Genomic DNA, 26,345 nt, shown 5'->3' on the forward strand with positions numbered 1-26,345 from the left:
AGGCCGAGGGGGGATTCCGTGCCCTTGCCGGAACATGACGAGAGTCGTCTACGTAGATGCTGCGAGAAGCAAATCGATCAGCTGCGTCTGCCGTACCGCTTCACTACGCGTGAGTTGTGTGCGGCGATAGCGGACCTTCGCGGGAAGCCGATTGTCTTGAAGCCGTTGAGCACGCTCGGCGCTGTCGATGCGCCCTGCGGTGTGAGGATCGAAACTCCAACAGCCGACCTCCTTTATTACGAGGAAGGCACATCCGTTCACCACCAGCGGCACATACTCACACACGAACTGTGCCACGTGTACTGCGACCATCCTGGAAGCCTGCAAATCAACGCGGACACGGCCCATGCACTCGGGGTGAACGCCACGCTGGTGATGCGCATGGCAGGGCGAACAAGCTACGCAACGGCGGACGAACGCGAAGCGGAGATGATGGCCACGGTTATCCGCCAGCGCATCTATCGCGAACGTGAATCTCCTGCTCGCCAGCCTGAAAATGGGGCCGATAGCTGGGATGCACTCTTCGCCCAACCCGTCAGGAAAGGCCGGTTCCGGTCACGATGAACGCCATCTTCCTCGGCATGGCCTGCCTGCTCGCAGGGGCTGCCGGCTACTGGGTCTTGGGCCGAGGGACCCCCCGTCCGACCGGCACGTGGGCCACAGGCGCGCTCCTCGGCTCGTTCGCCCTGGCCTTCGCCTCCTACGCGCCGCTGTTCGAGGACGCAGTCGAAGCGGTCGTGCCGCACGTTGCCAGATTGCTGAGTAACTGCGCTTCACTGGCCGCTGCCACCGCGGTCTTGGCCGTCTCGTTCCAGCTCAACCTGGAACCCACGGAAGCACAGCGCCGAGTCCGCCTGCGTCTCGTCCTTTTCGCCACGACAACCCTCGGCATGACGACGCTCTTCACGTGCGAGCAGGTGATGCACCGCTCACCGCAGGTGTACGCCATCTACCTGCTCCTGTTCATCTCCTACCTCGGCTTCGCCATCGTCGATTTCCTGCTCCAGGCAGTGCGGCAGTCGAAGTCAACTCGTCGAAGCAGCGTCCGGGTAGGGCTGCGGACGGCGGCAGTAGGCTGCGTCATCGCGCTGGTCTACGCCGGCTACAAGCTGGCGGTTCTCGTCTCCCTCGGCTTGGGGCTACGCCTCGTGCCCGACCACGCGAAGTGCTCGTCGCTCGTAGCCGCACCCTGCGTCTTCAGCGTGACGTCTCCTGCGCTCGCCGTTCTGCTGATCTGCCTCGGCCTCACGTTGCCTGCCGTGACGTACCCGATCAGCCAGGCCCGCCGACGTCGTTGGGAAACGCAGTCCTTCGAAGCGCTCGGCCCCCTTTGGCAGGACCTGGCAGCAGCGATTCCGGAGATCGTCTTGTCGCCTTCAGACCCCGCCGAGGACACCTCTGCGGACTCCGACTTCTTGCTCCAGCGGCGAGTCATCGAGATCGGAGACGGCATCCTCGCCCTTCGGCCGTACCGGTCCCGCAGAGTGCAGGAGGCGGCCCAAAAAGCTTTCGACGTTGGAAGGGCGAAGGGAGCCGCAGCGGTGGAAGCGGCTGTGGTGAGGGAAGCGCTCGCCGCTGCGAAAGCGGGCCGGTTCGCAGATGAGGTTGCCGTACCATCGGCGGAGGCCGCCGCCCGCAAGGACCTTCGTGCGGACACCGAGTGGCTCCTCCTGGTGGCCAATGCGTACCAGGTTGAGCGTGTCGCCGACGACAACCATCCAGGCCGGGTTGGAGCCTGAAGGCATGACCGACCCGACTCAGGACCCCCGCTTCCTCCAGGACCCCTACCCCACCTATGCCGCCATGAGGTCAAGGTGTCCGGTGCAGGCCGTGCCCACCGGGTCCGGTGGGCACGTCAGCTACCTGGTCACCGGGTATGCGGAGGCGAGGGAGGCTCTCGGTGACGCTCGGCTCTCGAAGGACACGGCCACGTTCTTCGCAGACAAGGGGTCACGGCGTCGGCTGCACCCTGCAGTGGCGCACACCATGCTGGCCAGCGATCCGCCCCAGCACACCCGGCTCCGCAAGCTGGTGACCAAGGCGTTCACGACCGGTGCGGTCGCCGAGCTGCGTCCGTTCATTGCCCAGGTCACCGACGAACTGCTGGATCAGTGGCCCGTCGGCGACCAGTTCGACTTCGTGGCCGGCCTCGCGGTTCCGCTGCCGGTCATCGTGATCTGTGAGCTGCTCGGAGTCCCGGAACAGGACCGGCCCGATGTCCAGCGCTGGTCTGGGGAGCTGTTCGCGGCAGGCAAGCCGGACGTGATCGACGCGGCCTCGCATTCCCTGGCCGGCTACATGACCGACCTCATCGCTGCCAAGCGTCAGGCCGCCGGCAGCTCTCTCCTTGACCGGCTCATCTCGGCGCGCGACGGAGACGACCACCTGAGCGAGGAGGAACTGGTCTCTCTGGCGGTGCTGTTGCTCGTGGCTGGACACGAGACCACCACCAACTTCCTCGGCAATGCCACCTTGGCGCTGCTCCAGAACCCTGCCGCGCTGACTCGCCTTCGTGAGAATCCGGATGACATCCCAGCGGCACTGAACGAGCTGCTTCGATACGACTCCCCCGTCAGTACAGCCACCTTCCGGTTCACCACAGAGGCCGTCACTCTCGGCGAGACCGATATTCCGGCTGGCGTCCCGGTGCTGGTTGCTCTCGGAGCCGCCAACCGCGACCCGGATCAGTTCCCTTCACCGGACCTGCTCGACCTGGACCGAAGTGCCGCCGCTCACCTCAGCTTCGGCCACGGCATCCATCGCTGTATCGGCGCTCCCCTGGCCATGGCCGAGGCAGACATCGCGCTCCGGGCGATCTTGACCCGCTTCCCCGGGATCCGGCTCGCCCAACGGCCTGACCAACTGGAATGGCGACGGACTCGGCTCGTCCGCGGGCTGGTCACACTGCCCATCCGTGTTTAGAGGCTCCCGGCCCCGGACTTCTGTTCGCCAGAAGTGTGAGGGCGGGGGCTTTCCGAAGATCGGACACGAGCCGCGGGTGAGGTGAACCCATCTCACCGTGCAGAACGCCGTGCGGCCCCTCGCGTACACAGTGCTCCGTCGTTCTGATCGAGGAGGCGCTCGGCTCGCGCCAGATCCTCGAGGGTGTCTACTGCCACACCGCCGTCCAGGACGGGGACCATCCGCACGGCGTTACCGTGCTCGACGAAGCGCAGCATCTCCACTCCTTCGGCACGCTCCAAGGGCCCCTGCTGGAGCTCACGAAAGTGTTGGAGAGCCTTGCCTGTCAAGCCGTAGAGGCCTAGTTGACGCAGGTACTTCGGCCGATCACCCCTCGGGTACGGGATGGGCTGGCGCGAGAACATGAGGGCCTCGCTGCGGGCCGTGACGACGACCTTGACGACGTTGTGGTTGCGGTACCTCCTTCGGGGGATTGCCCGGTGTCGCCTGGTCGTCACGGAGGAGTCGCCTCAGCTCGGCTTCCGAAAAGGCGACAGATTCGGTCAAGGCCCGCTGATGATCCGCGGGCAGGTTTCCGGAACCGAGACCTGCGTTGGCGACCACCGAGCCGAGCGCGGATGCCCGCTCGGCGCTGAGCAGCGTCCGGGTGGTCGGGTGGTCCAGCACTTCACATGCGGCATAGGCGTCGAGGCGGGCCACGTCGGCGAGAGCCGAAAGGAGCGAGTGCGTGTGCGGCCCGTCGGCGTCGAGTTCCAGGGCGGCCAGGCCCGTCCGGGCCTGGAACACGGCGATCGACGATTCGGGATCAGCGAGGAGAGAGGCGGCTGCACGCTGGGCCTGGTCGACGTCGGCCCGCGGAAGCGGTGCCGCGGCGGGACGGCAGTAGGCGCCCAGGATGGTGGCGACGGTCATCTCCCAGGGTTCCGTGGGCTGGGTGGTGTCGATCAGCTCGCGGGCCTGCTGGTCGAGGCCCTGCTCCATTAGGGCCATGATCTTGATCTGCCGGCCGTCGAGGAGCCGGTTGCCGATGCCGCGATGCTGGGCCATGGCCTCGGCCGCGTCGGTCCACCGCCCGATGCGGGCGAGGGCGCGGGCGCCGTCCACGAGGAGCGTGACCCACAGCTCTCGGCACACCGTGCGGTGATCCTCATTCGTGCCGGTCAGGTCGGACAGATCGACGGTGCGTCCGTCGATTTCGGTCTTCTCCCGCTGCCGTGCGGCGTGGTTGAGGCGGACCAGCAGGTCATAGGCGGCTTCCCCTTGGCCGTCGCGGGTCAGCAGCCGGGAAAGGTTGACCAGCGGCATCAGCGACATGACGGCGATCGGCCCGCTCAAGCGGCCGGTGTGAGCGAAGAGCTGGTGCTGGCGCCAGCACAAGTCGGCCGCCAGGTCGGGCAGGCCGACATCGGAGGCGATCAGCGCGGCGTAGTTGAGGACCCCGCAGGCGCGGGCCACCAGGTCGTGGTGGCTCGCACCTGCGGGCGCGACGGTCAGCCCGGTGAGGTGGTTGATGCGCTCGGGAAGCGGGAGCGCGGGCGCCTTGGTGCGGCGGACCAGTGGAATGCGGCCGGCTATCGCGGGAACCATCGGTTCAGCCCTTGCGCGCCCAGTCGATGACCAGTCGGCTGTAGGGCTTGTCGACGAGGAAGCGCGTGTCGTCAACCGTGAGCCGGTCACGTGCATCCGCGACGGCCATCCGGAAGCCCGGTTCGGGGGCGTCGTTACCGCCGCTGGCGTCCCAGGCACGGATCTCGCCCACGACGCGCTCGGCGAGGGTGGAGCCGGCCTCGCCGTGGCCGATCACGCCGACCTCCCAGTACCGGCCCTTGTCGTCCTCGCCTTCGCGGATGGTCAGGTAGGCGAGCGACCCGCCGTCGAGGGCGGCCATGGAGCCCCAGCCGAAGTGTGGGGTGAACCCGGGGCGCTGGCCCGGCAGCCGAGACAGGCCGTTGGGCAGCACGCAGGCCAGGTACAGGTACAGCCACTCCCACGCGGAGCCCTGCCGGAACTTCACCCCGGTGTAGATCTTGGTCTGGTGCTGGTCGAGGACGGTACGCAGCGCGTCGCGGTCGACGTCCTGTTCGCTGAACGTCTCCAGGCGCACGTTGCCCTCGCCGGCCATGGGGACGAGGGTGTACACGTCGTCGCAGACGCCCTTACGGAGCGGGATGAAGGTGGCCATCTCGCAGGAGACGGTCTTCCAGGTGTCGCCGTCGCGTTCGAAGGCGAAGGAGCGGGAGATGCTGCCGCGGATCCGCATGGGCAGGACCAGGCGTCCGCCGGGGGCGAGCTGGTCGAGGATTTTCACGGGTACGTCGCCGGCGCCGACCGTGAAGATGATGCGGTCGTAGGGGGCGTGCTCGGGCAAGCCGGCCGCGCCGTCGGCCATCACCGCGGTGGCGTTGTCGACGCCGGCTTCGGCGAGGTGCCTGCTCGCGCCGGCGACGAGGTCCTGGTCGACGTCGAGGGTCCACACCTGGCCGCCGGGGGCGACGATTTTGCCGAGGAGGGCGGCGTTGTAGCCGGTGGCGGCTCCTGCTTCCATGACCTTGTGGCCGGGTTGGGCGCCGAGTTGTTCGAGCTGGGTGGCGACGATGGACGGTGCGGAGATGCAGGAGATCATCTCTCCGTGCTCGTCGTGCTTGATCGGGACCGCGTCCTCCTTGTACGCGCTCTCCGGGTCGATGCCGGGCAGGAAGGCGTGCCGGTCGGTGGTGCGGAAGGCGTCGATGACGGTATGGCTGTGCAGGTGGCCGCTGTCGACGAGTCGCTGGGCGAGGGCTTCGCTCAGCTGGGCGGGCTGGGTTACGGGTGTCACGGTGGTCTCCATTCGAGGGAGGCTAGGGTCCGCCGGGGCGGACGTGGGGGTAGACACGTCAGCTGCCTCTCCGGTGGAGAAGGCGACGTGACGGCCGAGCCACGCGGTGGCGGCCTGCACGTCGGCAGGCACGCCTGCGCGGTTGAACGCGAAGATCGCGTGATGGGCGATGACGGCCCGGATTCCGCGTATCAGTCGGCCGTCGGCGGCGAGCCGGCGCAGGCGGCGGCCGGCTTCCTCGAAAGCGGCGAACCGCTCGCCCCAGCCCGTCTCCGCCTCGGGGCGCAGGGCGGCGTCCGCGTTCATCAGTCGCCGCATCGCGGAGACGGCCTTGTCCAGCGTGGGCCCTTGGGGCGGGCTAAGGGTGGGCCGCAGGGCGGCCCACCGGGCGTACACGTCCCCGGCTTCGAACGGGTCCAGCCCGGCCTCGCGGATCATGGCGGACAGCAGCATCACGCTGCGCTCCCGGGCGCCGGGGACGCCGGTCTGGGCGAGCGCGGCCGGGCTGTCGGCGCAGAACACGTCGTGCGCGACCGCCATGCCCTCGGGACCGCCGAAAGCATGGGTCTCCGGCTCGTAGACGCCCGCCGCCCAGCCCGTGATCACGCTGTCGGCGACGAGCTGGTCCAGCAGGCCGGTGGAGGGCTGTTCGGTGCGCAGACGCACGCCGGCGTCCTTGCGCAGGAAGTGGAAGCGGTGTCCGGCCAGTGCGGTCGCCAGGGCCTGGGCGGCGGCGTCCCCGTGCTGGTCGGGGAAGGCCACGGAGGCGTGCCACCAGGACGTGTCCAAGCGGATCGGCAGGTTCTCGTCGTCGAAGGTCATGAGGGAGGGAACTCCTTGCGATGCGGCGGGGTGGGGTCAGGTGAGCAGGAGGACACGGGTCCAGCCGGTGGTGTCGGTGGCGTCCAGGGCGAGGCGGGCGCCGGCGCGGCCTTCCATGAATCCGGGTTTGGGCAGACGCTCCCAGTCAGCGGCCAGCCGTCGCTGGAGGTCGTGGATGATGGGGATGAAGCGCGCGGGTGCGGGGCTGTCGGCGGCGACCGCGCGGGCGAGGGCCAGCAGTCCGGCCCAGCCGTGGCACAGCGTCGAGTCGGTGATGCGGGCGAGCCGCAGCGGATCGGTCAGGATGGTCTCGACGGTGTCCTCGGCTCTTTGGCGCCGGGCGGGGTCCCTGAGGGCGTGCGCGGCGAGCTGTTGCGCGCGGGCGATGCCGGGCTGGCCGTAGCACCAGGACTGGCGGGCCGGCTCCGCTGCGGGCGGCTGATCGGTGTCCAGGTGTGCTGCGGTGGTCCAGTAGTGGGCGCCATGTCGGTCGAGCCAGGTGGCGAACGTGTCGACGGCTTCCTCCTGCCCGGGGACGCTGACTCCGGCGCGCAGGGCGAGGGAGAGCACGGCCAGGGGCCCCGCGATGCCGTGGGCCATGCCGTTGTTGCCGTGCCCGCCGGCCATCTCCTTCCCGTCCGGGCCGACCGGTGACCACCACCCGGGCACCATCCGCCCCTCACAACGGCCGTGTTGCGCGAGCGAGACGAGACAGGCAAGCACGTCGGGCAGTCGGGGTGCTGGCGGGCGGCGGGACAGCAGCAGTGCGGCAAGGCCGGTCATGCCGCGGACGAGGTCCCACTCGGCGAGATGGGGCAGAGCGCCGGTCGCCTGTCGGCGGTGGGCGGCGGCGAGCCGGGCGTCCACGACACGATCGACGGCCGCCCGGACGTCGTCGTCGGCGCTGTGGGCGCGGGACAGGACGAACTCCAGGGCGGGCGCGCCGTGGAAGAGACTGGCGTTGCTGCCGGTGCTGACTCCCCGGGCGGTGGCCCGGGCGAGGTGGCGGCGGGCGGTGGACAGATCGCGGCGCTCGATGTCGAGCAGAGCCATCCCCAGGGCGCCCTCGGACAGGTCCTGCGTTCGGGGCAGGGTTGTCGTGGTCATGAGCGCCTGGCCAGGGGGACGACGATGCTGTGGGCCCGACCGTTGATCCACCCGTCGGCGTCCGGCGGGGGCGCTTCGTGCAGCGTGGCGATGCCGAAAGAGCTGGCGTCCAGGTGCGCGCGCAGGAGGGCCAGGTCGACGTGGCGGGTGAGGTCGAGGGGCAGCTGCTGGTCGTCCTTGGGGAGAAGGACCCGCTCCGGCACTCGGAACCGGGCACGCCAGGCATGGAGTTGGTCGCCCCATTGCGGGAGTGGGACGGTTCGGGCAGGCAGCGTGCGGCTGTGGAGCTTCCACCGGGCAGCGGCGAGGATGGTGCGCCGGTAGGTGAGGGCCGGGGTGAAGGGCAGCGTCCAAGCGGCACCCCAGTCGAACCAGGTCACCTGCGGGGACGCGGCCCGGCTGATCTCTCCGAGGAAGCGGGCCATCGGTGGGGTGTAGTTGTTCCACAGGAAGTTGATGGCGGTGGGGGCCAGCAGCTCCAGTCGTTTACCCGTGGTGGACTCCACCAGCTGGGGTCGGCCGTCGGCGACGGTGACCGAGAGGTCGCGGGGAAAGAGAACGCTCGGGTCGGGGTGGCGGAATTCGCCGACGCTGACGATGCGGGGCAGGGCCTGCGGCGCGCGGGTGAGCAGATCGGCCGGCACCCGCCCGGCGTGGAAGGAGAGCTGCGCGAGTTCCGCCTGCGGATCGACGGTAGGCAGCTTTGCGTACGTTGCCTCGGTGCCGGGGAACAGGTGCCAGAACCGGCCGGTCATCGATCCCGCCGAACGGGAAACGGTCAGAACACGCAGCCGGAAGTCGCCTCGGTCCAGGGTAGGAACTGTGGTGGCGTGGACCTGTGCGGCCAGTTCCAGGTGGGGAGCCACGTGGCGCGGATCGTCGCCGGCTGCTTGCAGTTCCTCGATCATGGCGCCGGTCAGCGTGACGGTGCGGCTGCCTTCGATGGCGGCGGTGCCGGCAAGTTCCAGCAGCAGGCGATCGCGCCGGGACATTGGCCGGGGCGGTTCGCTCGCTGCGGTGAACCCTGCCGGGAAGCCCACACCTCCGTCAGGGTCTGTTGCCAGCTCCACCGGAATCGCGGCGTTTTCGCCGTAGAGCGCGGTGAACTGCTCGATCCACCGGCGCCAGGACGGTGTCCCGTTCGGATGAGTGGCCAGGCGGGCCAGTACAGTTGCCGCGGTCTCCACCTCGGTCAGCACCTGCTTGGGCAGTCGCACCTCGGCGTCCAGCCGCAGGTCGCACGCTGTCCGCAGGTCGGCCATCTGCGCGCGCGACATAGGGGGCAAGACGCTGGCGGGGTCGGCGATGGTGGCGGGCGCGCGCAGCGAGGAGCGCAGCAGCCGCACACGCAGCAGTTCACGCAGGAAGCTGTCGCGCGCCGTGTCGTTCACGGCGGGGAACTCCGCGGCCAGCTTGTCGGACAGCTGCCGATAGGCGATCGGTGATCGGGCCAGGTCGAGCACGAGACGCAGCGCAGGGTTCAATGCGAGGCGGAACTCGGCATCGCCCTCGGACGGCACGTGGATGTGCTGTCCGTCCTGCCGGATCAGCGTGTTGACGCACACCTCCGCGCTGGCCATGCGTGCGGCGTCGCTCTCCCAGGCAGTGAGCATCTCGTCGAGCCTGGCAGGGTCGGGGCGGGCGACGGCTCGGTGCTCTTCGCCGAAGCGCACGGACGCGGCCTGGTCGAAGCCGAGCGGTGTGACACCGGCGAACAGACCGTACGGGGTCGAGCGGTGGGCGTAGCGGATCGCGTAACGCACGGTGGCCAGGGCCGCCCGATGCATCCGGCGCACCTTCGGCGTGCGGCCGTTGATGATGGCCTGCACCTGCTCAGCCAGGTGAGGGCTGGCTTGTGACACGGCCCGACGGAAGGCGGTGTCGGACCACACGGTGCTCAGCCATCCGCGCCACTGGTCCGCTGTTGCCGTGGGCGCCGGCCAGGGCGGCATGGCGGGCTCGGTCGTGTGCGCCGCGGCGCGCAGCATGGCCTGCCCCGTGCCCTCGTACTGGCGGGACCGGTGCCGAGTCATCAGCGCTCTCCTCATCTTCTGGCGTGACGGGCGGGGGCAGGCCGGACGGGGAGATCCCCGCCCGGCCGCTGCCGGGGTGGCCCCGGCTTACGAAGTAGTGCAGGCGCTGGGGCAGGAACTGCCGCAGGTGTCGCCGGTGCTGCACATCAGGACCGTCTCGGTCGCCGGCGTACCCTCGATGAAGGTGATGTCGAGCCCGAACGGGTCCTCGTCGGTCTTCGCGAGGTTCGCCTGGGCCTGTTCGGCCGGCTTCTCGGCCTGGATGGCGGTCATACATGCCTCCTATGAGTGGGACGGTGTGTCCTACCGGAACCCGGTCGGGGCCCCGGAGATCGATGCCAGACGGCAGAGGCTCGGGAAGTCGACCGAGCCGCGGCGTCTGGGGGTCGGGGTGTGTTGCCGTCAGGCTGCCGCTGCGGGCTGAGCCTGAGGGTGGTTGTTCGCGGCCTGGTCCAGCACCCTGGTGAAGTGCTCGGCGCGCTCGTCGCCCTCAGCCTCCTGGGCGCGGAGGTCGCCGAAGTGGTGCCAGTACCGTCGGCTCACTTCGCTGTCCATCAGCTTCGCTGCGTAGAACGGCAGGTCACCGATGCGGACGAAGCCGAGGCGGTCGCGCAGGCTGAGTGTGCAGATCAGCTGGTTGGCCTTCAGTAGCTGCACGTATTCATCGACGTCCATGTCCTCGGGTGCCCAGAGTTTCGCGAGGTCGGGGTTGACGGACAACTGCGCCAGCCAGTCGAGCTGGTTGCGTGCGACGATCGCTTCGTTGCGCTCGGCTTGGTGCCGTGCGTCCTGCCTGAGCCGTGCGGCGCCCACCACGGCGGTAGTGAGGGAGAGGGCAGCACCGGCAGCGAGGACGGCGGTGGTGAGCTTCATGGTTGAACAGTCCTGTCGTAGAGCGAAGTTGCGGAAGTGGGTCGGCCTGGTGGCGAGGTAGCGGCTCCGGTGTCATGCGGCCTCCGCGAGCGCGAAGTTCGGGGCATCTTCAGTGCCGAGATCTTGGGCGTACCGGCAGCGCACGGTTTTGAGGGCGGCGGCGATGGGAGGCAGTCCGACGCTGGCCCTTCGCTCGTCCAGTGATTCCGGGGCGCGTAGCGGGCACAGTTCGACGCCGCCCTCGTGGAGAAGGAACTGGGTTCCGTACTCCTGGTCGTTCCCGTGGTTGATGAGGGTGCGATCGTGCAGGTGTGCCCAGTGCTGGATGGGTGCATCGCCGGCCTTGACGGCGCGTTGCAGCAGGATGGTGGCGGCGCGCTGGAAGGCGGGATCGTCGTTGCTGTGCAGGGCGATGCTCCAGGCGGCGCGGGCAGCGGTGGAGCCGACAAGGCAGTGGCCGGGCCAGTCGTGTTCGGCCAGGATGCGGCGCAGCACCTTCGTGTTGGCGTGGTCGGCGTGGCGGGCTTGGCCGAACTGGACGGCGTCGAGCTGGTTGCGCACCCGTCGGGCCCGGTGCGTGGCTGATTGTGCTGCGCGGGCGATCAGCTCGCGGGCGAGGTCGGGCCGCTGTGGTTCTGTGATCGTCACGCGCTGCCCCGAACGCCCAGATCCGGCTGTGGTTCGTCGACGAGGCAGCCGATGAGTGCGCTCAACCCGGGCCGGTGCTCGGCGGCGAGTTCGAGGCGCGTGACAAGATCGGCCTCCCTGCCCGGGCCGGACTCGTGCACGTGCCAGCCCACGTCGGTGAGCCTGCGCAGAAAGACTGCGGTGGGCTCGGTTTGGGGGCTCTCGCCGGTCAGGGTTTCGGCTCGTACGTGGGGAAGGTCGAGCCGGTCGGCGTAGTCGGAGGCCCACAGGGTGATCAGCCGGGTGATGTCGTCTGTCTGGTCGGGCAGGGTGTGGATGTCGCCCAGGAAGAGGCAGGGTCCCTCGCCCCACCCGATGTCGGGATCGCGCTGCGGGATCATGCAGGCCAGTAGCTTCCCGTCCTCGAACATCCCGGCGGGCCTCATCTGCGGGTTACGGAAGAGCGCCGGGATGTCGGCTCGGGCGGGTACGGGCAGGTCGCGCTGGGTGAGCCAGCGCTGCCGGTCGCGCACCAGGACGGCAGCTTCCTCGCGCTCGGTATCCGTGCGGAGTGTGCGCATCTCGTATGCGGAGGTCTGGAGTGTCGGCGTGGACGGGGGTTGCGCCGGTGGCTCCTGGTGGGTTGTGGAGGTCACTGGCTTGCTCCGTTCCGCGTCTCGCGTGCCGGCTCGGCCGCAAGGAGATTCCAGCCGTAGGCAAGGATCACCAGGTGGGTGGTGTCTCGTGCGTGCGTGTCGGCGAGGAGTTGGTCGAGGGCGGCGCGCAGATCGGCCGGGGCGAGGGTGGCGGCGAGGGCGATGTCGCGTGGCGCGTCGTGCTCGGCGACGGCTCGCAGCAGCCGCCGTTGGTCCGCGCCGAGGTGCGGCGTTGCCCTGTCCGCTCGCGGAGGGGCCACCTGCTGGGTGGTGAACAGGCGGTGCACGATCATCGGGAGCTTGCAGCGGGGCGGGCAGTTGAGGCGCACGCGAATGTCGCGGATGTACTGGCGGACGGTAGCGGCAGACAGCCCGGTCTGTGCGGCGATGTTGTGAGCGTCAAGGCCGTCTGCGAGGTATTGGGCGACGCGCCGCAGGGTCGGAGTCAGGGGAGTGCTCGGTGCGCTGGTCGTCATGGGCGGAGCCACGGGATTCGCTTTCTCGGCTGGGTGGATGGTCACGGGTGGGGGTGCCGCCGGCCCCGCCGGGGGCCGGGGGCCGGCGGCTCGGGCCCGTGCGAGGCGGTGGGCATTCACGGGGTGCCGCGCACGGGGGTTCATGCGGCCGTCGGGCCGGGCTGTGCCCGGACGGCTTCAGGGGTGAGGCGTTGGGACCACTGGACGTGGTCTTCGTCGAAGGCGGCGTCGGCGAGGCGGATGCGCTGGATTTCGCCGGTTCCGGCGGGTGGGTAGGTGTGCTGGATGTCGCGCCACAGGCGCTGGAGGACGTGATGGCCGTCGAGGGCGTGGGCGCCGTGCAGTTCCATGGCGTCTTGGGCGGATCGGGCAGCCCATTGGTGGCCGAGGTATTTGGCGTTGATGAGGTCGGTGTCGCAGGGCAGGCCCTGGTCGAGGAGGTGCACGGACTGGTAGGCGAGGATGCGGGCGGCGCGCAGGCGGGCTTCCATGTCACCGATGCGGTCGCGTAGGACGGGCAGGTCGGACAGGGTGCCCCGGTAGCGCGAGTGGGCCTTGAGGCGGGCGGTCGTGGTGGCCACGACGGCTTCGTGGATGCCGAGGCTGATGGCGGCGAGGTTGGGCCGGCCGTACAGGATGCTGCTGCTTTGGGCCACGGCCAGTCCTTGGCCGACTTCTCCGATCACGTGGTCCTCGGGGATGCGGACGTGGTCGAGGCGGAGGCGGCCGGCGGAGAAGCCGTGCAGGCCGAGGCCGGGACGGTGGTCGCGGACCGAGAGCCCGCGGCGGCTTGTTTCGACCATGAAAGCAGTCAGCGCCTGGGAGGTGCGCACGCCCGCCTCGGCGGTCCGGGCGATGACGAGGTGGGCCCCTGCGAGATGGCTGTTGCCGATATGGCTCTTGTTGCCGGTGATCACCCACTGGTTGCCGACGCGTTCGGCGGTGGTTTCGATGCCGCCGAGATGCCCGCCGGCCTGCGGCTCGGTCACGGCGATCGACAGCAGTCCGAAACCGTCCGCGAGCGGCGCTAGCCAGCGGTGCTTCTGCTCGTGGGTGGCGAAGTGCAGCACGGCGCCGACGGGGATCAGGGTGGCCTGCAGTATGGCCGCGGCAGCCGCCGAGACGCAGGCGATGCGGTGGATCAGGATGGTCTTGGCCACATGCCCAGCCCCCAGCCCGCCGAGGCTGGGTGGGACGGTGACGGCGAACCAGCCCCGTACGGCCATCAGTTCGGCGACCTTGCGCTCCACCCGGCCCGGCGCGGCCTCCATCCCCGCGGCGCGTGGCGCGACGTGCTCGACGGCGAAAGTGTTCGCCTCGTCCCACAGCAGTGCGTTGCGAGTCGTGAGGTAGGGGTGCAGGGCCGGTGGCGGTGTGGTGGGTGCGGCGGACATGGTCTCCCTCTCCCTGGGTGAAGGTCGCAGGCGTGGAGCGGCCGGGTGTCGCTAGCGGATCCCGGGCGGGGGCGGTGGTGCGGGTCTAGCGGACGGGCGCCGGGGCGATTCGGTCCATCACCTGCGTGCCGGCGGCGATGACGATGTCGCGGAGTCGGCGGGCCTCGCTCAGGGGCCGCTTTTCGGGGTCGATGACGCACACGGTGCCCAGCACGGTGCCGCTGTCGTGGATGAGTGGGGCACCGAAGTAGGAGCGGATCCCGACCGCGTCGACCACGTGGTTGCCGCTGAAGCGCGGGGAGGCGTGCACGTCGTGGAGCGGAAGGGCCTTCTTGCGGGCCACGACCTCCGGGCACCAGCCGTGGTCGCGGCTCATGGTGCGCCCGACGATGACGTACCCGCTGTCCGCCGGCGGCTGGTGCAGTCCGACGAAGGTCTGCTCCTGGAGGAAGAGGTTGACGAACCCGTACAGGAATCCGGCCCGTGTGGCCATGTCGCGGGCCAGCTCGTCGAACTCCTCGCTGGCCGTGGTGGGCACGCCCAGGCGTTCGAGGAGCTCGTAGCGCCGGGCCAGCTCCGCCGACTGCCCGCCCTGCGGCCCGGAGAAGGCAGTGGCAGGCGGGGCGGACAGGTGGTGGGGGTGATGTAGTGCGTCGCCGCGTCGCGGCAAGGACACGGCAGGTGGGGCGATCCGCGCAGGGAGGTAGGGGTCGTTGTGCTGTGACATCAGGCGTCCTGGAGGTTGATTGTGGGTGTGGTTTTCACGGCGTGGTCGACGAGGGTCAAAAGGACACCGGCGACGTGGTTCGGGTTTCTGGCATCACAGGCGACCACCGGTATCCGGGCGGGGAGTTTGAGGGCGGTGCGGACCTGTTCGGGGTGGTAGCGGTGCGCTCCGTCGAACTCGTTGATGGCGACGACGAAGGGCAGACCGATGTCTTCGAAGAAGCTGACGGGAGTGAAGCTGCTTTCCAGGCGCCGGGTGTCGAGCAGAACGACCGCGCCGACGGCTGACCGGGACAGGTCGTACCAGAGATCGACGAACCGGTCCTGGCCGGGCGTGCCGAACAAGAACAGTTCCAGGGGCACGGGCGCATCGGGCAGGGTGAGGCGGCCGAAGTCGAAAGCGACGGTCGTGGTCCGCTTGGCCTCGACGCCCGCCAGACTGTCCACACCGGTGCTCGCCTCGGTCAGGTACTCCTCCGTGCTCAGGGGCGTGATCTCGCTGACCGCACCCACCGCGGTGGTCTTGCCCGCGCCGAAGCCCCCGGCGATAACGACCTTCAGCACGGTCGGCGCAACGGTGTGCGGGCGCGGCTCAGTGCGCAGCACCGTGGCCGGGTCATCCGGCCTGGGGGTGGGCCATGGCATCGGGCCACTTCCTTTTCAGGCCCGCGGACAGGGCCGCCAGCAGTTGCGGGGAGGGACGTGCATCCGCGTCCGTGTCGGTCGCGGCATAGGGGGCGGTGACGGGCACGACCAGTGCGTCGGCGTCCAGGAGGTCCGAGACGAGGATCTTCACGGCGGTGACGGGGCGGCACAGTCGGCCCGCCAGTTCGGTCACCGAACGTCGACGCTCACGGCACAGGGCGAGAATCCGCTCGCACTCCTCGGCCTGACCCGGACCGGGCCGCCCCGGCCCATGCTCCAGCACCGTCTCCAGCCCGAGCAGATGCCGCGGCGTGGTGCGCCCTCGCGTGAGGGTGTAGGTCCGCACGAACGCCGACTCCTCACCGGCGCGGCCGTGTGCACTCACCGGACCTGTCCACTCGCGCCGACGCGCACGGGGATCTGCATGTAGGGGGCGAACCTGTCGATGAGGCGCCCCATCTCGAACCCGACGGGGCCTGCGTCCGCGTCCGCGGCGGCGACGACAGCGAGGACCGTGTCCACCTTGCCGCGCTCGTTGCCAGGGTGGTTGTCGAAGGCCGCGCTGCGCCCGGCACTTTGGACGAAGACCAGACAGTCGTCCCGCTCGATGATGATCTGCCCGGCCGGCCTCTTCTTGTTCCTGGGACCGGTGAAGTTCCCCGCGAGGGAAGCAACACCACTGAGGGCGGCGGACAGTTCGTCTGCCCAGTCCTTGTCGACATCGCTGTCCAACAGGCACAGTCCGTCGCGCGAAAGCAGGACGGCATGCGTAACCGCCGGGACGTCGGCAACGAACTGGCGCAGCAGCCACGCCATGTTGTCCCGCTGTCCGCGTGCCGTTGCCTCCGACGCAGGCGCGTCGCCGGTCGCGTTGCTCGTCGGGTGGGTGCTCATAGGAATCGCTCCAGAAGGGGGAAGGGCCGGCGGATACATCCGGGCCACCGGGAACGTGGAAGGAAACAGCGACATCAGGGACCGGGATGTTCCGCCGAACCGGAGGGAGAACCGGCCTGGATGCCGCTGCGGAAGGCGGCGGCGAGCCCCGGCGTCGCCGCAGTCACCGGAGCCTGCTCCCGCTCGCGCTCGCGGGGAGGACGAAACGAGCCCGGCTGACGCCTACGCGTGGGAAGAGCTGGCGCCTCAGCAGCGTCTCCTGCTTCACCGGCTCCTGATGTCTCGGCGATGTCCGGGCATGTGGCCTGGTCCGCCGTGTGGGTGGTTGCCGCCGTGGCAACCTGCCGCGGCGACGCAGACGGGCGTGCTTGTTCCGGCAGCGCACCGGGGTTATCGACGGTGGGCATCGCCACCAGCAGCCGCTCCGGAATGACGACCAAAGCGGTCGTGCCTCCGGTCACGTTCTCCTGCAGGAGAACCGACAGCCCATGCGAATTCGCAATCTTCGCCGCCACCAGCAGGCCCAGCTGCCCCTCCCGTACTTGGCCGGTGACGTCGACGATGTCAGGAGCTTTGAGCAGCTGGTTCATCTGTACGCGCATCTGCGGATGCATCGGGACGGCCCGGTCTTCAACCTCGATCGCCAGTCCCTTCGACACCCGCTGCGCGCGCACCATCACCTTCGTCGCCGGATCAGAGCACTCGCAGGCGTTCTCGATCAGCTCGGCCAGCAGATGAGTCAGGTCCGGACCGACATGCCCCGGAAGCCCGAGCTCAGCGCCCACGGAACCAGCCGCGACCACCACCCGCGGATACTGCACCACTTCGGAGACCGCACCGCGCAGCGCGGTCGTGACCGGCACGGGCCGGCGCGCACTGCGCAGCGACTGACCACCCAGCACAGCTGTGCTCTCCACCTGCCGACGCATCCGCGTAACCAGGTGATCAATCTCGAAAACTTTCGACAGTAGCTCCGGGTCGTCGGTCAGCATCTCCAGCTCGCTCAGCGCCTGCAGTGCCTTGCCGACCAGCGCGTGCTCGCGCATGGCCAGACGGCGCAGCACTTCCAGGAGAACAACGGACTGGGACTCATCGTGCACGCGTATCAGCGACGCGACGGCCTGCACCTGTAGCGCAGCCAACGCCTTGTTGATCCCGTCGGTGACACGGGCCGGCTGCGGCGTCTGCATCTCCGGCAGTGGCGGGCGTGCTCCGCGGCACAGCTCGTCCGCCGACCACTGCACCGACTTCTCGACGGCCGCGGCTGCCCCCGCGACCGCTGTCAGCGCCGCCAGCTGGGCCTCCTCCACGGCTGCCTGCATGACGTGCGCGGCCGTTCGCGCTCCACGAACCGCCACCAGCACGACCCCGGCCAGCCCGCAGACAAGGCCGGCCACAAGCCAGCCGGGACCAACCGCGGACACCGACCAGAGCAGGCAAGCGACACCCAACAGCGCGGCCAGCAGCACCAGAGGCAGGGCCAGGGCACGGCGGACACGGTGCAGCGTGATCGCGTCGACCGGGGGCCGCCGTCTGCGGTGGCCGGCAGCGGCCGGTCGCGGCGGGAAGACGCTGTCAGGCATGGGAATCCTCATCAGGCTGGGGTGGCTAAGCGTGCTGCGGGTGGCCGAGCGGGGCGGTGGAACCCCGACCGCCCCGTAGACAGCCCCGCTCATGTCCGAGGCGCCGAAGCGGCAAAGACCACACACGCCAGAGCGACGGCCATGACCGCCCCGCGCACTACGTTGATCTGCGGCTTCCACCAAGACCGTGCGTGCTTCGAGCGCATCTGACCGGGACCTCTGTGCTTCACGTGTACGGCCAGTTCCTGAGTCACTTCAGCGAGCTCGAGCAGATACGCCCGGCTGGGCATGTAGCCCTCGGGCACCCCGTCGGAGCAGAGCCGCTGGGCGCGCAGCAGGGCAGGCGTGCCCGGTGCGGCCTCTGCTGCCAACTGGGCAACGTGGCGACGCAGTAGCCGAACGAGGTCCTCGACATCAGCGGCGCACTCGGGCAGCGGCGAACCCTCACCCAGTATGAGCGTCACCGTCTCCGACGCGGCCGCCACGTGGTTGCGCTGCGGCACCGACTCCATGACGACGTTCCCGGGGCGTCGGCTCCCGTCCACACGCCGAATGTTGCCTCGGCGACGGCCCAGCGAAAGCCGCATAACAGACCTCCTGTTCGGATCAAGCCAAAGTGAGCTGAGACAGCCCGGTCGCGCTGACGACCGGCGTGCGAAGTGAGTGACTCGGCCACTACGTTGAGCGAACCGTGAATCCCTGCCGAGCGGTATGCCTGCGCCACCCGCAGGGCCGTCAAAGGCGTCAAAGATCATTTCGAAACCGAGGGGCAGTCCATGGCTCGCGAACGCAACGTCGCCCTCGCCGCGCTCCTGCGCGAAGCAGACTGGTCCCAACCCCAGGCAGCCGCTGCCGTGGCCCGGGTGGCCGCAGAGAGCGGAGTGCGCGAGCTGCAGGCGATCTCCCGCTCGCACATCGCCATGTGGATCCAGGGCACGAAGCCCAGTGGCCGGGCACCGCATATCCTGCGCGAGACGCTGTCCCGCAGACTTGGCCGCCGCCTCACCCTGGCCGACCTCGGGCTGGAGGGCGAGCCGACAGGCACGGCCGACAGCGGTTCCGACTGGAGCGTCGACCCTCTGACCGCGCTGGCCGAGCTGGGAAGCAACGATCTCGACATGCACCGACGCAAGCTGCTGGCTACCGTCGCCTACTCCGCGACCGGCCTCGCCCTGCCCTCGGCCTCGTGGTGGGCAGCCGCACCTGCCGCAGCGGCGAATCGCGGGCTGGCAGCCGTGCGCCAGGTGACCCAGGCGGACATCGACGACATCCGCGACCTGACGGTCTACTACTCCGCACGTGATCAGCAACGAGGCGGCGCATCCGGCCGCAAAGCCCTCGCCAGCCACCTGCTCGACCAAGCGGTGCCACTGCTCGACGGAAGATTCCGCACCGATCAGCTCCGCCGCGACACGTATTCGGCTGTGGCAGAGATGACCTACCTCGCCGGCTGGATGGCCTTCGACGCCGGCGAACACCGCACGGCCCAGCGCTACCTCACCATCGCCGCGCGGATCGCGGCGGAAGCCGACGACGGTCCGCTCGGCGGGCACGTCCTGCGTGCCCTCGCCCACCAAGCCGTGGACCTCGGGCACCCGCGCAGGGCACTCGCCCTGGCCGACGCCTCGATGACCCGCGACCACTACGGCCAGGCCAGCCACCGCGAGAAGGCGCTACTCGCAATCGTCCACGCACGAGCCCTCGCGGCCGAGGGCGACCGGAACGGCACCCTCGCAGCCATCAGCCGCGCAGAACGAGACCTCGCCCGGGCCGACACCACCGACTCGCCAGACCGCGTGAGCTTCTTCCAGGAAGCCTCCCTCGCCCACGAAACCGCCTGCGCGCTGCGCGACATGGGCCAGCCCCTCGATGCGGAGATCCACTTCAAGCGCAGCGTGGCCACCCGCCGACGCCAGCAGTACGCCCGCACGCACAGCGTCACGCTCGGCTACCTCGGCGCCGTCCAAGTCCAGCAAGGACACCTCGACGAGGCATGCGCCACCTGGAGCCAGGCGCTGGACGCCATGACCGGCGTCCAGTCCGGCCGTGCCCGAGACGTCATCATCCGTATCCGGAGCGACCTCTCGCCCGTCCGGCAACGCGGGGGCAAGCATGTCACCGCACTGGATCACCGGGCACAGAGCATGCTGCGGGCCATAGGCTGATCGCGACACAGGCTTGTGACGCCTCACATCAGCCCGTGGGCTCGCATCTCCAGCGGAGAGGAACCAGGAACGGTGACGACGTACGAGGTCGAATCGATCGCAACGGTCATTGGCGGCCACACCCGCGTTCAGGACGACTACCAGGGTGGAGTCGAGTCCGTCATCCGACTCAACGAGCAGTTCCCCCTCGAAAGCCTCCAGGGCATCGACGAGTTCTCCCACCTGACGGTCACGTGGCACTTCCACCTGGCGCGCCCCGAGGACGTCCAGCTCCACGCCCGCAGTCCCCGGGGCAATTCGCAGTGGCCGGCGAGCGGTACGTTCGTCCACCGCAATCACCGTCGGCCCAACCAACTGGCCACCAGTTACCCGCGTTTGCTGAGGGTAGAAGGCCGGGACCTGATAGTCACCGATCTCGATGCTGTAGACGGAACACCGGTGCTCGACATCGCTCCGTACTTCGCCCAGATGGGGCCACGCGGGGCTGTACGCCAGCCTTCCTGGCCGGGTGAGATGCTCGACCCCTCCTACTGGTCCGACGCGGCTGACCGCAGAGGCTAAGCGGTCCCGCCGTGGCGGTGAGTTTCCGCGCCCGCATCGGCCACCGGCTCGCGAACCCGGCGCCAGTGGCATCCGGACAGATGCATCCGTGCTGCGGCCGATCCTGAGTCCCTTGTTCGCTCTGTCGAGGTTGACGGCGGCATGGAGATCGAGCAGCTCCGAGGGTCATCCGCTACCTCTCCGTCCCAGGGACTTTTCAGGGACTTTCAGCGCTGTCTGAGGGACTTCCGAGGGACTTTTTGCCGCCTAACGCGGCAAGCCCCCGAAAGATCGGAAAGGGCCTCCGACGCAGGTCAGAGGCCCTTTCCAAGTCAAAGCCGCAGGTAGGGGCAGACGAGTCGGCCTGTACGCCGGGTTCTGTCGTCCGGTCGCCTCGCGGCGGCCGGAGAGACGGCCATCCATCTAGGGCCGGCGTTGCCGCCGGCCTCGTGCGGTCTACCCGCGGACTCGGGCGGGCAGCCCTCGAACGTCCGCGCAGGGCCGCCTCGCGGCGGCCCCTCTTGACCTTGCTCCGGGTGGGGTTTACCTAGCCGCCCGAGTCACCTCGGGCGCTGGTGGTCTCTTACACCACCGTTTCACCCTTACCGGGGGCCGAGGCCCCCGGCGGTCTGCTTTCTGTGGCACTGTCCCGCGGGTCACCCCGGGTGGGCGTTACCCACCACCCTGCCCTGTGGAGCCCGGACGTTCCTCGGCGGGACCGGTGGTCCCGACGCGGCCGTCCGGCCGGCTCGTCTGCCGTGTCCGACATGCTACCGGTCGCGGCGGGGCCCCCGGCACCCGCGCGGGCCTTCGCGGCCCCGCGCGGGTGTCGCCTACGCTGACTGGCTGCGGGCGGGAGCCCCGCCCCGTCACGTCCCGAGGAGTCATCGCCGTGCTCGTGCTGCTGCCGCCGTCCGAAGGAAAGGCCGCGCCCGGACGCGGTGCGCCGCTGAAGCCCGGGTCCCTTTCGCTGCCGGGCCTCGCCCCGGCACGCGCCGCGGCCCTGGACGAGCTCGTGGAGCTGTGCTCGGGCGACGAGGACAAGGCGCGCGAGGTACTGGGCCTGAGCGAGGGCCTGCGCGGTGAGGTGGCGAAGAACGCGGCGCTGCGCACCGCGGGCACGCGCCCCGCGGGCGAGATCTACACGGGCGTGCTGTACGACGCGCTCGGCCTCGGCACGCTGGACGCCGCCGCGAAGCGCCGGGCCGCTTCGTCGCTGCTGATCTTCTCGGGCCTGTGGGGCGCCGTACGCGTGAGTGACCGCATCCCCTCGTACCGCTGCTCGATGGGCGTGAAACTGCCGGGTCTCGGCGCGCTCGGCGCGCACTGGCGCGAGCCGATGGCGACGGTCATGCCCGAGGCGGCGGGCCGCGGCCTGGTGCTCGACCTGCGCTCGTCGGCATACACGGCCGCCTGGCAGCCGAAGGGCGAACTCGCGGGGCGTACGGCCACGGTGCGGGTGCTCCACGCGCGCGTGGACGAGAGGACGGGCGAGGAGAAGCGGTCCGTCGTCAGCCACTTCAACAAGGCGACGAAGGGCAGGATCGTCCGCGACCTGCTGACGTCGGGCGCCGCGCCGAAGACGCCGGCCTCGCTCGTCGCGGCGCTGCGGGATCTCGGCCACGTGGTCGAGGCCGAGGAGCCCGCGCGCGCGGGCAGGACGTGGCGCCTCGACGTGGTGGTGCGCGAGGTCCACTGACAGGCGCCAGGTCTCACTTGCAGCTCACCTGCGGCGTTGCGTGCTGCGCAACGGGCGTTGCGTTATGTGCCCGTGGCGCGGCAGGATGAGGGCATGACCTCCGTGCTGGATCTCGCCCCCGTCATCCCCGTCGTCGTCCTCAAGGACGCGCAGGGCGCCGTGCCGCTGGCGCGCGCCCTCGTCGCGGGCGGGCTCCCCGCGATCGAGGTGACGCTGCGCACGCCGGCCGCGCTCGGCGCCATCGAGGCGATCGCGGCCGAGGTGCCGGAGGCCGTCGTCGGCGCGGGCACGGTCCTCACGCCGGAGGCCGTGACGGAGTCGGTCGCCGCGGGCGCCCGCTTCCTCGTCAGCCCCGGCTGGACGGACCGGCTGCTCACGGCCATGGAGGTCTCGGGCGTGCCGTTCCTGCCCGGCGTGTCCACCACGAGCGAGGTGGTGGCGCTGCTGGAGCGCGGGGTCACCGAGATGAAGTTCTTCCCCGCCGAGGCCGCGGGCGGCATCCCGTACCTGAAGTCCCTGGGCAGCCCGCTGCCCCGCGCGCGGTTCTGCCCGACCGGCGGGATCACCGCCGAGTCCGCGCCCCGCTACCTGGCGCTGCCCAACGTCAGCTGCGTCGGCGGCACATGGATGGTGCCGCAGGACGCCGTCGAGGCCGGCGACTGGGACCGCGTCGAGGCGCTCGCCCGCGAGGCGTCGACGCTCCAGGACAGCCGCAGGGCGTGACGTCCCGCGCCGGACGTGGCCGGTTGGCGAGTCGCGCCGGCCAGGTCAGTCCAGGTAGGACGTGTCGTTGAACAGCCGCACGGACGCGTTGCCGTCCGCGTAGTACGCCACGGTCGAAGCCGACGCGGGCGAGAGCTCCATGCGGAACATGGCCTGCGGCGCGGCGCCGAGCGCGAGGCGGACGAGCGTCTTGATGGGCGTGACGTGCGTGACGGCCAGGACCGTGCGCCCCGCGTGGCCCTCCGCGAGCCGAAGCCGGGCCGCCTCGACGCGTTCGCCGACCGCGACGAAGCTCTCGCCGCCCCCGGTGGGCGCCGCCTCGGGCGAGGCGAGCCAGGCGGTGAGGTCGTCCGCGTACCGCTCGCGCACCTCGGCGAACGTCAGGCCCTCCCATGCGCCGAAGTCCGTCTCGCGCAGGCCCTCGTCGACGGTGACGGGGAGTCCGAGGCGTTCGGCGACCGCGTCCGCGGTCTGGCGGCAGCGGCGCAGCGGGGAGCAGACGATGTCCTGGACGGTGCCGCGCGCGGCGAACGCGGCGGCCGCGGCCTGTGCCTGGCGCCGTCCCGTGGCGGACAGTTCGGGGTCGGAGCCGCCGCTGCCCGAGAACCGCTTCTCTGGCGTCAGCGCCGTCTCGCCGTGCCGCAGCAGCAGGAACGTCGTGGGCGCGCCCATGTCGGCGCCCGAACCCCAGCCGACGGCGGGCGCGGGTGCGGGTGTCGACGCACGTGGGGGTACGGGCTGGTCGCCGCCGCCGGTCAGGGTGTCGTCGTGTACGGCCACGATCGCTACAGCCCCGACTCCGCCGTGCGCACGAGGATGCGGCGGCAGTTCTCGCACCGCACCACGGCGTCGGGCGCGGCGGCGCGTACGTCGTTCAGCTCGGTGATGTTCAGCTCGAGACGGCATCCCTCGCACCTGCGCTGGAAGAGCCGGGCCGCGCCGACGCCGTCCTGCTGCTCCCGCAGCTTCTCGTACAGCTTGAGCAGGTCGGCGGGGACGGAGGCGGCGACGGTCTCGCGCTCCTTCGTCACGCCGGCGCTCTCCGCGTCGATGGACTCCTGCGCGGTGTCGCGCCTGGCGCGGCTCTCCTCGGTGCTGGCCTCGACGGCGGACACGCGCCCGGTGAGCTCGGTGACGCGGCTCTGCGCGGACTCGCGGCGCTCCATCACGTCGAGCACCACGTCCTCGAGGTCGCCCTGGCGCTTGGCGAGGGAGGCGATCTCGCGCTGAAGGTTCTCCAGGTCCTTCGGCGACGTCACGGCGCCGGAGTCGAGGCGCTGCTGGTCGCGCACGGCGCGCTGGCGCACCTGGTCGACGTCCTGCTCGGCTTTGGTCTGCTCGCGTGCGGTGTCGCTCTCCTCCGTCTGCGCGGCGACGAGCAGGTCGCGCAGCTGGGCCAGGTCCTTGGCGAGCGAGTCGAGCTCCGCGTGCTCGGGCAGGGCCGAGCGGCGGTGGTCGAGCTGCGACAGCCGTACGTCGAGTGCCTGGACGTCGAGGAGTCGGAGCTGGTCGGCAGGCGCGGCGTTCAGTTGGGGGCTCCCGGTGGGTTCGTGGTCAGGGCGGGCGTCGATGACGCGAAGTGCGACGACCATGGGTCGGTGACCGTTTTCGAGACGTGGACCCGCAGGTCCCAGCCGTTGCGGTCGGAGATCTCGTCCAGCTGGGCCGCGGCCTGCTCGCACCAGGGCCACTCGGTGGCCCAGTGCGCGGCGTCGACGAGCCCCAGTGGGGAGTGCTGGGTGGCCTCTGAGGCCGGGTGGTGGCGCAGGTCGGCGGTGAGGAACGCGTCCACGCCGGCCTCGCGGGCCGCCGCGAACAGGCCGTCGCCCGAGCCGCCGCTCACCGCGACCGTGCGGACGGGCGCGTCCTGGTCTCCCGCGAGGCGGATGCCCTGCGCGGTGGCGGGCAGGCGGTGGGCGGCGCGCGCCGCGAAGTGGCCGAGGGTGGTGGGGGCGTCGAGTTCGCAGACCCTGCCGAGGCCCCTGCGGCCGTCGGGGTCGGTGGGGTCGGGCACGAGGGACCGCAGGACGCGCAGGCCGAGCGCCCCGGCGAGTGCGTCGGAGACGCCGGGGTCGGCGGTGTCGGCGTTGGTGTGGGCGACGTGCAGGGCGACGCCGTGCTCGATCAGCGTGTGGACGACGCGGCCCTTGAACGTGTCGGCGGCTACGCCGTGCGTGCCGCGCAGGTAGAGGGGGTGGTGCGTGACGAGGAGCTGGGCGCCCAGCGCGACGGCCTCCTCGGCGATCTCCTGCACGGGGTCGACGGCGAACAGCACGCGGTCGACGGACGCGCCCGGGAGCGCGGGGTCGCCCGGCCGGCCGGGGTCGCCGCATACGGTGCCGACGGCGTCCCACTCCTCGGCCCGCGACGGCGGCCAGAGGGCGTTGAGCTCGGCGAGGACTTCGGACAGACGGGGCACGGTCGAAAGGCTACCTGCCGCGGGGCGGCACGCGTACGGGGCGGTCGCGGGGCGGTCGTGGGGCGGTCGCGGGGCGCCCCCGCCCGCCGGCGTGCGCCGGTTTCGTCAGGTGTGCACCAGGTAGGTGCGCAGGTCGTCGAGGACCGAGTTCGCGGCGGTGACGCCGAGGCCGAGGTACCAGGTCTCGTCCTTCACCGTCTTCGCGTGGCCGTCCTTCACCGCCGGGAGGTTCTTCCACAGCGGGTTGGACGTCGCCGCCGCCTCGTCCGTCTTCGCCGGGTCCCCGTACACGCCCGTGAAGACCCAGTCGGCGTTCGCCTCGTCGATCTTCTCCGGGCTGATCTCGATCGCCAGCTCGTCCTCCTGCTGGTTCTTCGGCCGCGGCAGGCCGGTGTCCTTGAGGATCGTCCCGATGAACGAGTCCTCGCCGTACAGCCGCAGGCGTCCCGGCATGTAGCGGACCATCGAGACGGTCGGCTCGTGCGGGCCGAGGTCCTTCTTCAGGGCGGCGGCCTTCGCGCCGTACGCGGCGAGTTCGGCCTTCGCCTCGGCGGTCCTGCCGAGCGCGGCGGCGTTCAGCAGGTAGTTGCTCTTCCAGGTGTAGCCGGGGCGTATGGAGAAGACCGTCGGGGCGATCTTCGACAGCTCCTTGTACTTGTCCGCGGCGCGCAGTTCACTGCCGAGGATCAGGTCCGGGTGGAGGTTGGCGATGGCCTCCAGGTTGAGGCTGCTGATCGTGCCGACCTGCTTGGGGTTGCCCGCGTCCTTCTTGAGGTATCCGGGGATGCCCTGCCCGGCCTGCGTGGGCGCCCAGCCGACCGGCTTCACGCCGAGGGAGACCACGTTGTCGAACTCCCCGACGTCCAGCACCACGACGCGCTTCGGCTTCGCGGGGATGGTCACCTTGCCCATGGCCATGGTGACCGTGCGCGGGAACTGCCCGGCCTTCGCGGTCGTGCCGAACGTGGCCGTACGCTCGCCCGCTTTGGCGAAGTCCTTGCCGCCGGTGGCGACGTCGGCCTTCTTGCCGGAGCCGTTGCCGCCGTCGCTGCCGCTGCCGTCTTTCCCGTCGGACGAGCCGCAGGCGGCGAGGGACAGCGCGGCGGCCAGGGCGACGGCGGTGAGCGTGGCGCGACGGCGCAGGGGCATGGTGACTCCTGGTGGTTCAGTTAGGTAAGGCGAACCTTACCTTAAGTGCATTCTCATGAAGCAGCACAGTCGAC

At 70.2% G+C, this 26,345-nt stretch carries 27 protein-coding genes, 1 other RNA gene and 1 pseudogene; 7 read left to right on the forward strand and 22 right to left on the reverse strand.

Annotated elements, in window-relative coordinates; all coding sequences use genetic code 11:
- Positions 1–18 precede the first annotated feature (18 nt).
- From JFN87_RS01265 to JFN87_RS01275, 3 genes are read left to right on the forward strand one after another with little or no spacing between them, the layout of a single operon-like run.
- Positions 19–564 carry a regulator component gene (locus JFN87_RS01265; protein ID WP_209337911.1) on the forward strand — a complete coding sequence of 182 codons (546 nt, stop codon included), beginning with the start codon at positions 19–21 and terminating at the stop codon, positions 562–564.
- On the forward strand, positions 561–1,739 hold the full coding sequence (locus JFN87_RS01270) for an MAB_1171c family putative transporter (RefSeq protein WP_209337912.1): 1,179 nt from the start codon (positions 561–563) through the stop codon (positions 1,737–1,739). The genes JFN87_RS01265 and JFN87_RS01270 overlap by 4 nt, the downstream gene beginning before the upstream one ends.
- 4 nt (positions 1,740–1,743) lie before the next feature.
- Positions 1,744–2,922, forward strand: coding sequence for a cytochrome P450 family protein (locus tag JFN87_RS01275; RefSeq protein WP_209337913.1), 1,179 nt, complete (start codon positions 1,744–1,746; stop codon positions 2,920–2,922).
- Between the two features lie 92 nt (positions 2,923–3,014).
- Here JFN87_RS01275 and JFN87_RS34460 read toward each other — a convergent pair whose 3' ends face one another.
- The 17 genes from JFN87_RS34460 to JFN87_RS01355 form a co-directional block, all read right to left on the reverse strand.
- A complete protein-coding gene (locus tag JFN87_RS34460) occupies positions 3,015–3,326 on the reverse strand; it encodes a glycosyltransferase family protein (RefSeq protein WP_372449162.1) in 312 nt (103 codons plus the stop codon).
- Positions 3,289–4,509 (reverse strand): hypothetical protein, encoded by a 1,221-nt coding sequence (locus JFN87_RS01280; protein ID WP_209337914.1) that lies wholly within the window; start codon positions 4,507–4,509, stop codon positions 3,289–3,291. The genes JFN87_RS34460 and JFN87_RS01280 overlap by 38 nt, the downstream gene beginning before the upstream one ends.
- Positions 4,510–4,513: 4 nt before the next feature.
- On the reverse strand, positions 4,514–6,562 hold the full coding sequence (fxlM, locus tag JFN87_RS01285; protein WP_209337915.1) for a methyltransferase, FxLD system: 2,049 nt from the start codon (positions 6,560–6,562) through the stop codon (positions 4,514–4,516).
- Between the two features lie 36 nt (positions 6,563–6,598).
- Entirely contained in the window at positions 6,599–7,669 is a 1,071-nt protein-coding gene (locus JFN87_RS01290; RefSeq protein WP_209337916.1) for a lanthionine synthetase C family protein, read from the reverse strand.
- Positions 7,666–9,702, reverse strand: coding sequence for a lantibiotic dehydratase family protein (locus tag JFN87_RS01295; protein WP_245178546.1), 2,037 nt, complete (start codon positions 9,700–9,702; stop codon positions 7,666–7,668). Before JFN87_RS01295 ends, JFN87_RS01290 begins: the two co-directional genes overlap by 4 nt.
- A gap of 87 nt (positions 9,703–9,789) precedes the next feature.
- Positions 9,790–9,975 (reverse strand): FxLD family lanthipeptide, encoded by a 186-nt coding sequence (locus JFN87_RS01300; RefSeq protein ID WP_209337917.1) that lies wholly within the window; start codon positions 9,973–9,975, stop codon positions 9,790–9,792.
- Between the two features lie 129 nt (positions 9,976–10,104).
- Positions 10,105–10,575 (reverse strand): DUF6082 family protein, encoded by a 471-nt coding sequence (locus JFN87_RS01305; RefSeq protein ID WP_209337918.1) that lies wholly within the window; start codon positions 10,573–10,575, stop codon positions 10,105–10,107.
- Positions 10,576–10,647: 72 nt separating this feature from the next.
- Complete coding sequence (locus JFN87_RS01310) at positions 10,648–11,223, reverse strand: DUF6624 domain-containing protein (RefSeq protein ID WP_209337919.1); 576 nt, start codon at positions 11,221–11,223, stop codon at positions 10,648–10,650.
- Positions 11,220–11,783 (reverse strand): hypothetical protein, encoded by a 564-nt coding sequence (locus tag JFN87_RS01315; RefSeq protein WP_209337942.1) that lies wholly within the window; start codon positions 11,781–11,783, stop codon positions 11,220–11,222. The genes JFN87_RS01310 and JFN87_RS01315 overlap by 4 nt, the downstream gene beginning before the upstream one ends.
- Positions 11,784–11,854: 71 nt before the next feature.
- The gene (locus JFN87_RS01320; protein ID WP_209337920.1) at positions 11,855–12,334 is read right to left on the reverse strand and encodes a LuxR C-terminal-related transcriptional regulator; all 480 of its coding nucleotides are present in this window, start codon (positions 12,332–12,334) and stop codon (positions 11,855–11,857) included.
- 140 nt (positions 12,335–12,474) lie between these two features.
- Positions 12,475–13,728, reverse strand: coding sequence for an acyl-CoA dehydrogenase family protein (locus tag JFN87_RS01325; RefSeq protein ID WP_209337921.1), 1,254 nt, complete (start codon positions 13,726–13,728; stop codon positions 12,475–12,477).
- 85 nt (positions 13,729–13,813) lie between these two features.
- Positions 13,814–14,455 (reverse strand): GAF domain-containing protein, encoded by a 642-nt coding sequence (locus JFN87_RS01330; RefSeq protein WP_209337922.1) that lies wholly within the window; start codon positions 14,453–14,455, stop codon positions 13,814–13,816.
- Positions 14,455–15,099 carry a GTP-binding protein gene (locus JFN87_RS01335; RefSeq protein ID WP_209337923.1) on the reverse strand — a complete coding sequence of 215 codons (645 nt, stop codon included), beginning with the start codon at positions 15,097–15,099 and terminating at the stop codon, positions 14,455–14,457. Before JFN87_RS01335 ends, JFN87_RS01330 begins: the two co-directional genes overlap by 1 nt.
- A complete protein-coding gene (locus JFN87_RS01340) occupies positions 15,071–15,484 on the reverse strand; it encodes a DUF742 domain-containing protein (protein WP_209337924.1) in 414 nt (137 codons plus the stop codon). The genes JFN87_RS01335 and JFN87_RS01340 overlap by 29 nt, the downstream gene beginning before the upstream one ends.
- Entirely contained in the window at positions 15,481–15,993 is a 513-nt protein-coding gene (locus JFN87_RS01345; protein ID WP_209337925.1) for a roadblock/LC7 domain-containing protein, read from the reverse strand. Before JFN87_RS01345 ends, JFN87_RS01340 begins: the two co-directional genes overlap by 4 nt.
- Before the next feature lie 74 nt (positions 15,994–16,067).
- On the reverse strand, positions 16,068–17,576 hold the full coding sequence (locus JFN87_RS01350) for an ATP-binding protein (RefSeq protein WP_209337926.1): 1,509 nt from the start codon (positions 17,574–17,576) through the stop codon (positions 16,068–16,070).
- Positions 17,577–17,665: 89 nt separating this feature from the next.
- On the reverse strand, positions 17,666–18,088 hold the full coding sequence (locus JFN87_RS01355) for a DUF6415 family natural product biosynthesis protein (protein WP_209337927.1): 423 nt from the start codon (positions 18,086–18,088) through the stop codon (positions 17,666–17,668).
- 264 nt (positions 18,089–18,352) lie between these two features.
- On the opposite strand from JFN87_RS01355, the gene JFN87_RS01360 reads away from it, so the two are divergent.
- Positions 18,353–19,741: an NsdA family TPR-like regulatory protein gene (locus tag JFN87_RS01360; protein WP_209337928.1), complete on the forward strand. Its 1,389-nt coding sequence runs from the start codon at positions 18,353–18,355 to the stop codon at positions 19,739–19,741.
- A gap of 72 nt (positions 19,742–19,813) precedes the next feature.
- Complete coding sequence (locus tag JFN87_RS01365; RefSeq protein ID WP_209337929.1) at positions 19,814–20,302, forward strand: SAM-dependent methyltransferase; 489 nt, start codon at positions 19,814–19,816, stop codon at positions 20,300–20,302.
- A 330-nt stretch (positions 20,303–20,632) separates the two neighbouring features.
- On the opposite strand, the gene rnpB is transcribed toward JFN87_RS01365, so the two are convergent.
- Positions 20,633–21,033: RNase P RNA component class A (rnpB, locus tag JFN87_RS01370), an RNA gene on the reverse strand.
- Positions 21,034–21,173: 140 nt separating this feature from the next.
- Between rnpB and yaaA the strand changes: the two genes are divergently transcribed.
- The gene (yaaA, locus tag JFN87_RS01375; protein WP_209337930.1) at positions 21,174–21,980 is read left to right on the forward strand and encodes a peroxide stress protein YaaA; all 807 of its coding nucleotides are present in this window, start codon (positions 21,174–21,176) and stop codon (positions 21,978–21,980) included.
- Positions 21,981–22,073: 93 nt separating this feature from the next.
- Positions 22,074–22,703 carry a bifunctional 4-hydroxy-2-oxoglutarate aldolase/2-dehydro-3-deoxy-phosphogluconate aldolase gene (gene eda, locus JFN87_RS01380; RefSeq protein ID WP_209337931.1) on the forward strand — a complete coding sequence of 210 codons (630 nt, stop codon included), beginning with the start codon at positions 22,074–22,076 and terminating at the stop codon, positions 22,701–22,703.
- A 45-nt stretch (positions 22,704–22,748) separates the two neighbouring features.
- Here eda and JFN87_RS01385 read toward each other — a convergent pair.
- The 4 genes and pseudogenes from JFN87_RS01385 to JFN87_RS01400 all read right to left on the reverse strand — a co-directional run.
- A pseudogene (locus JFN87_RS01385) lies at positions 22,749–23,417 on the reverse strand (histidine phosphatase family protein); the annotation flags it as partial.
- Between the two features lie 71 nt (positions 23,418–23,488).
- Positions 23,489–24,232 (reverse strand): zinc ribbon domain-containing protein, encoded by a 744-nt coding sequence (locus JFN87_RS01390; protein WP_209337943.1) that lies wholly within the window; start codon positions 24,230–24,232, stop codon positions 23,489–23,491.
- A complete protein-coding gene (locus JFN87_RS01395) occupies positions 24,229–25,122 on the reverse strand; it encodes a Nif3-like dinuclear metal center hexameric protein (protein WP_209337932.1) in 894 nt (297 codons plus the stop codon). The genes JFN87_RS01390 and JFN87_RS01395 overlap by 4 nt, the downstream gene beginning before the upstream one ends.
- Before the next feature lie 105 nt (positions 25,123–25,227).
- Positions 25,228–26,271, reverse strand: a complete 1,044-nt coding sequence (locus tag JFN87_RS01400; protein WP_209337933.1) for an ABC transporter substrate-binding protein — start codon at positions 26,269–26,271, stop codon at positions 25,228–25,230.
- Positions 26,272–26,345: the final 74 nt, after the last annotated feature.

Source organism: Streptomyces montanisoli, assembly GCF_017813245.1.
Lineage (GTDB): Bacteria > Actinomycetota > Actinomycetes > Streptomycetales > Streptomycetaceae > Streptomyces > Streptomyces montanisoli.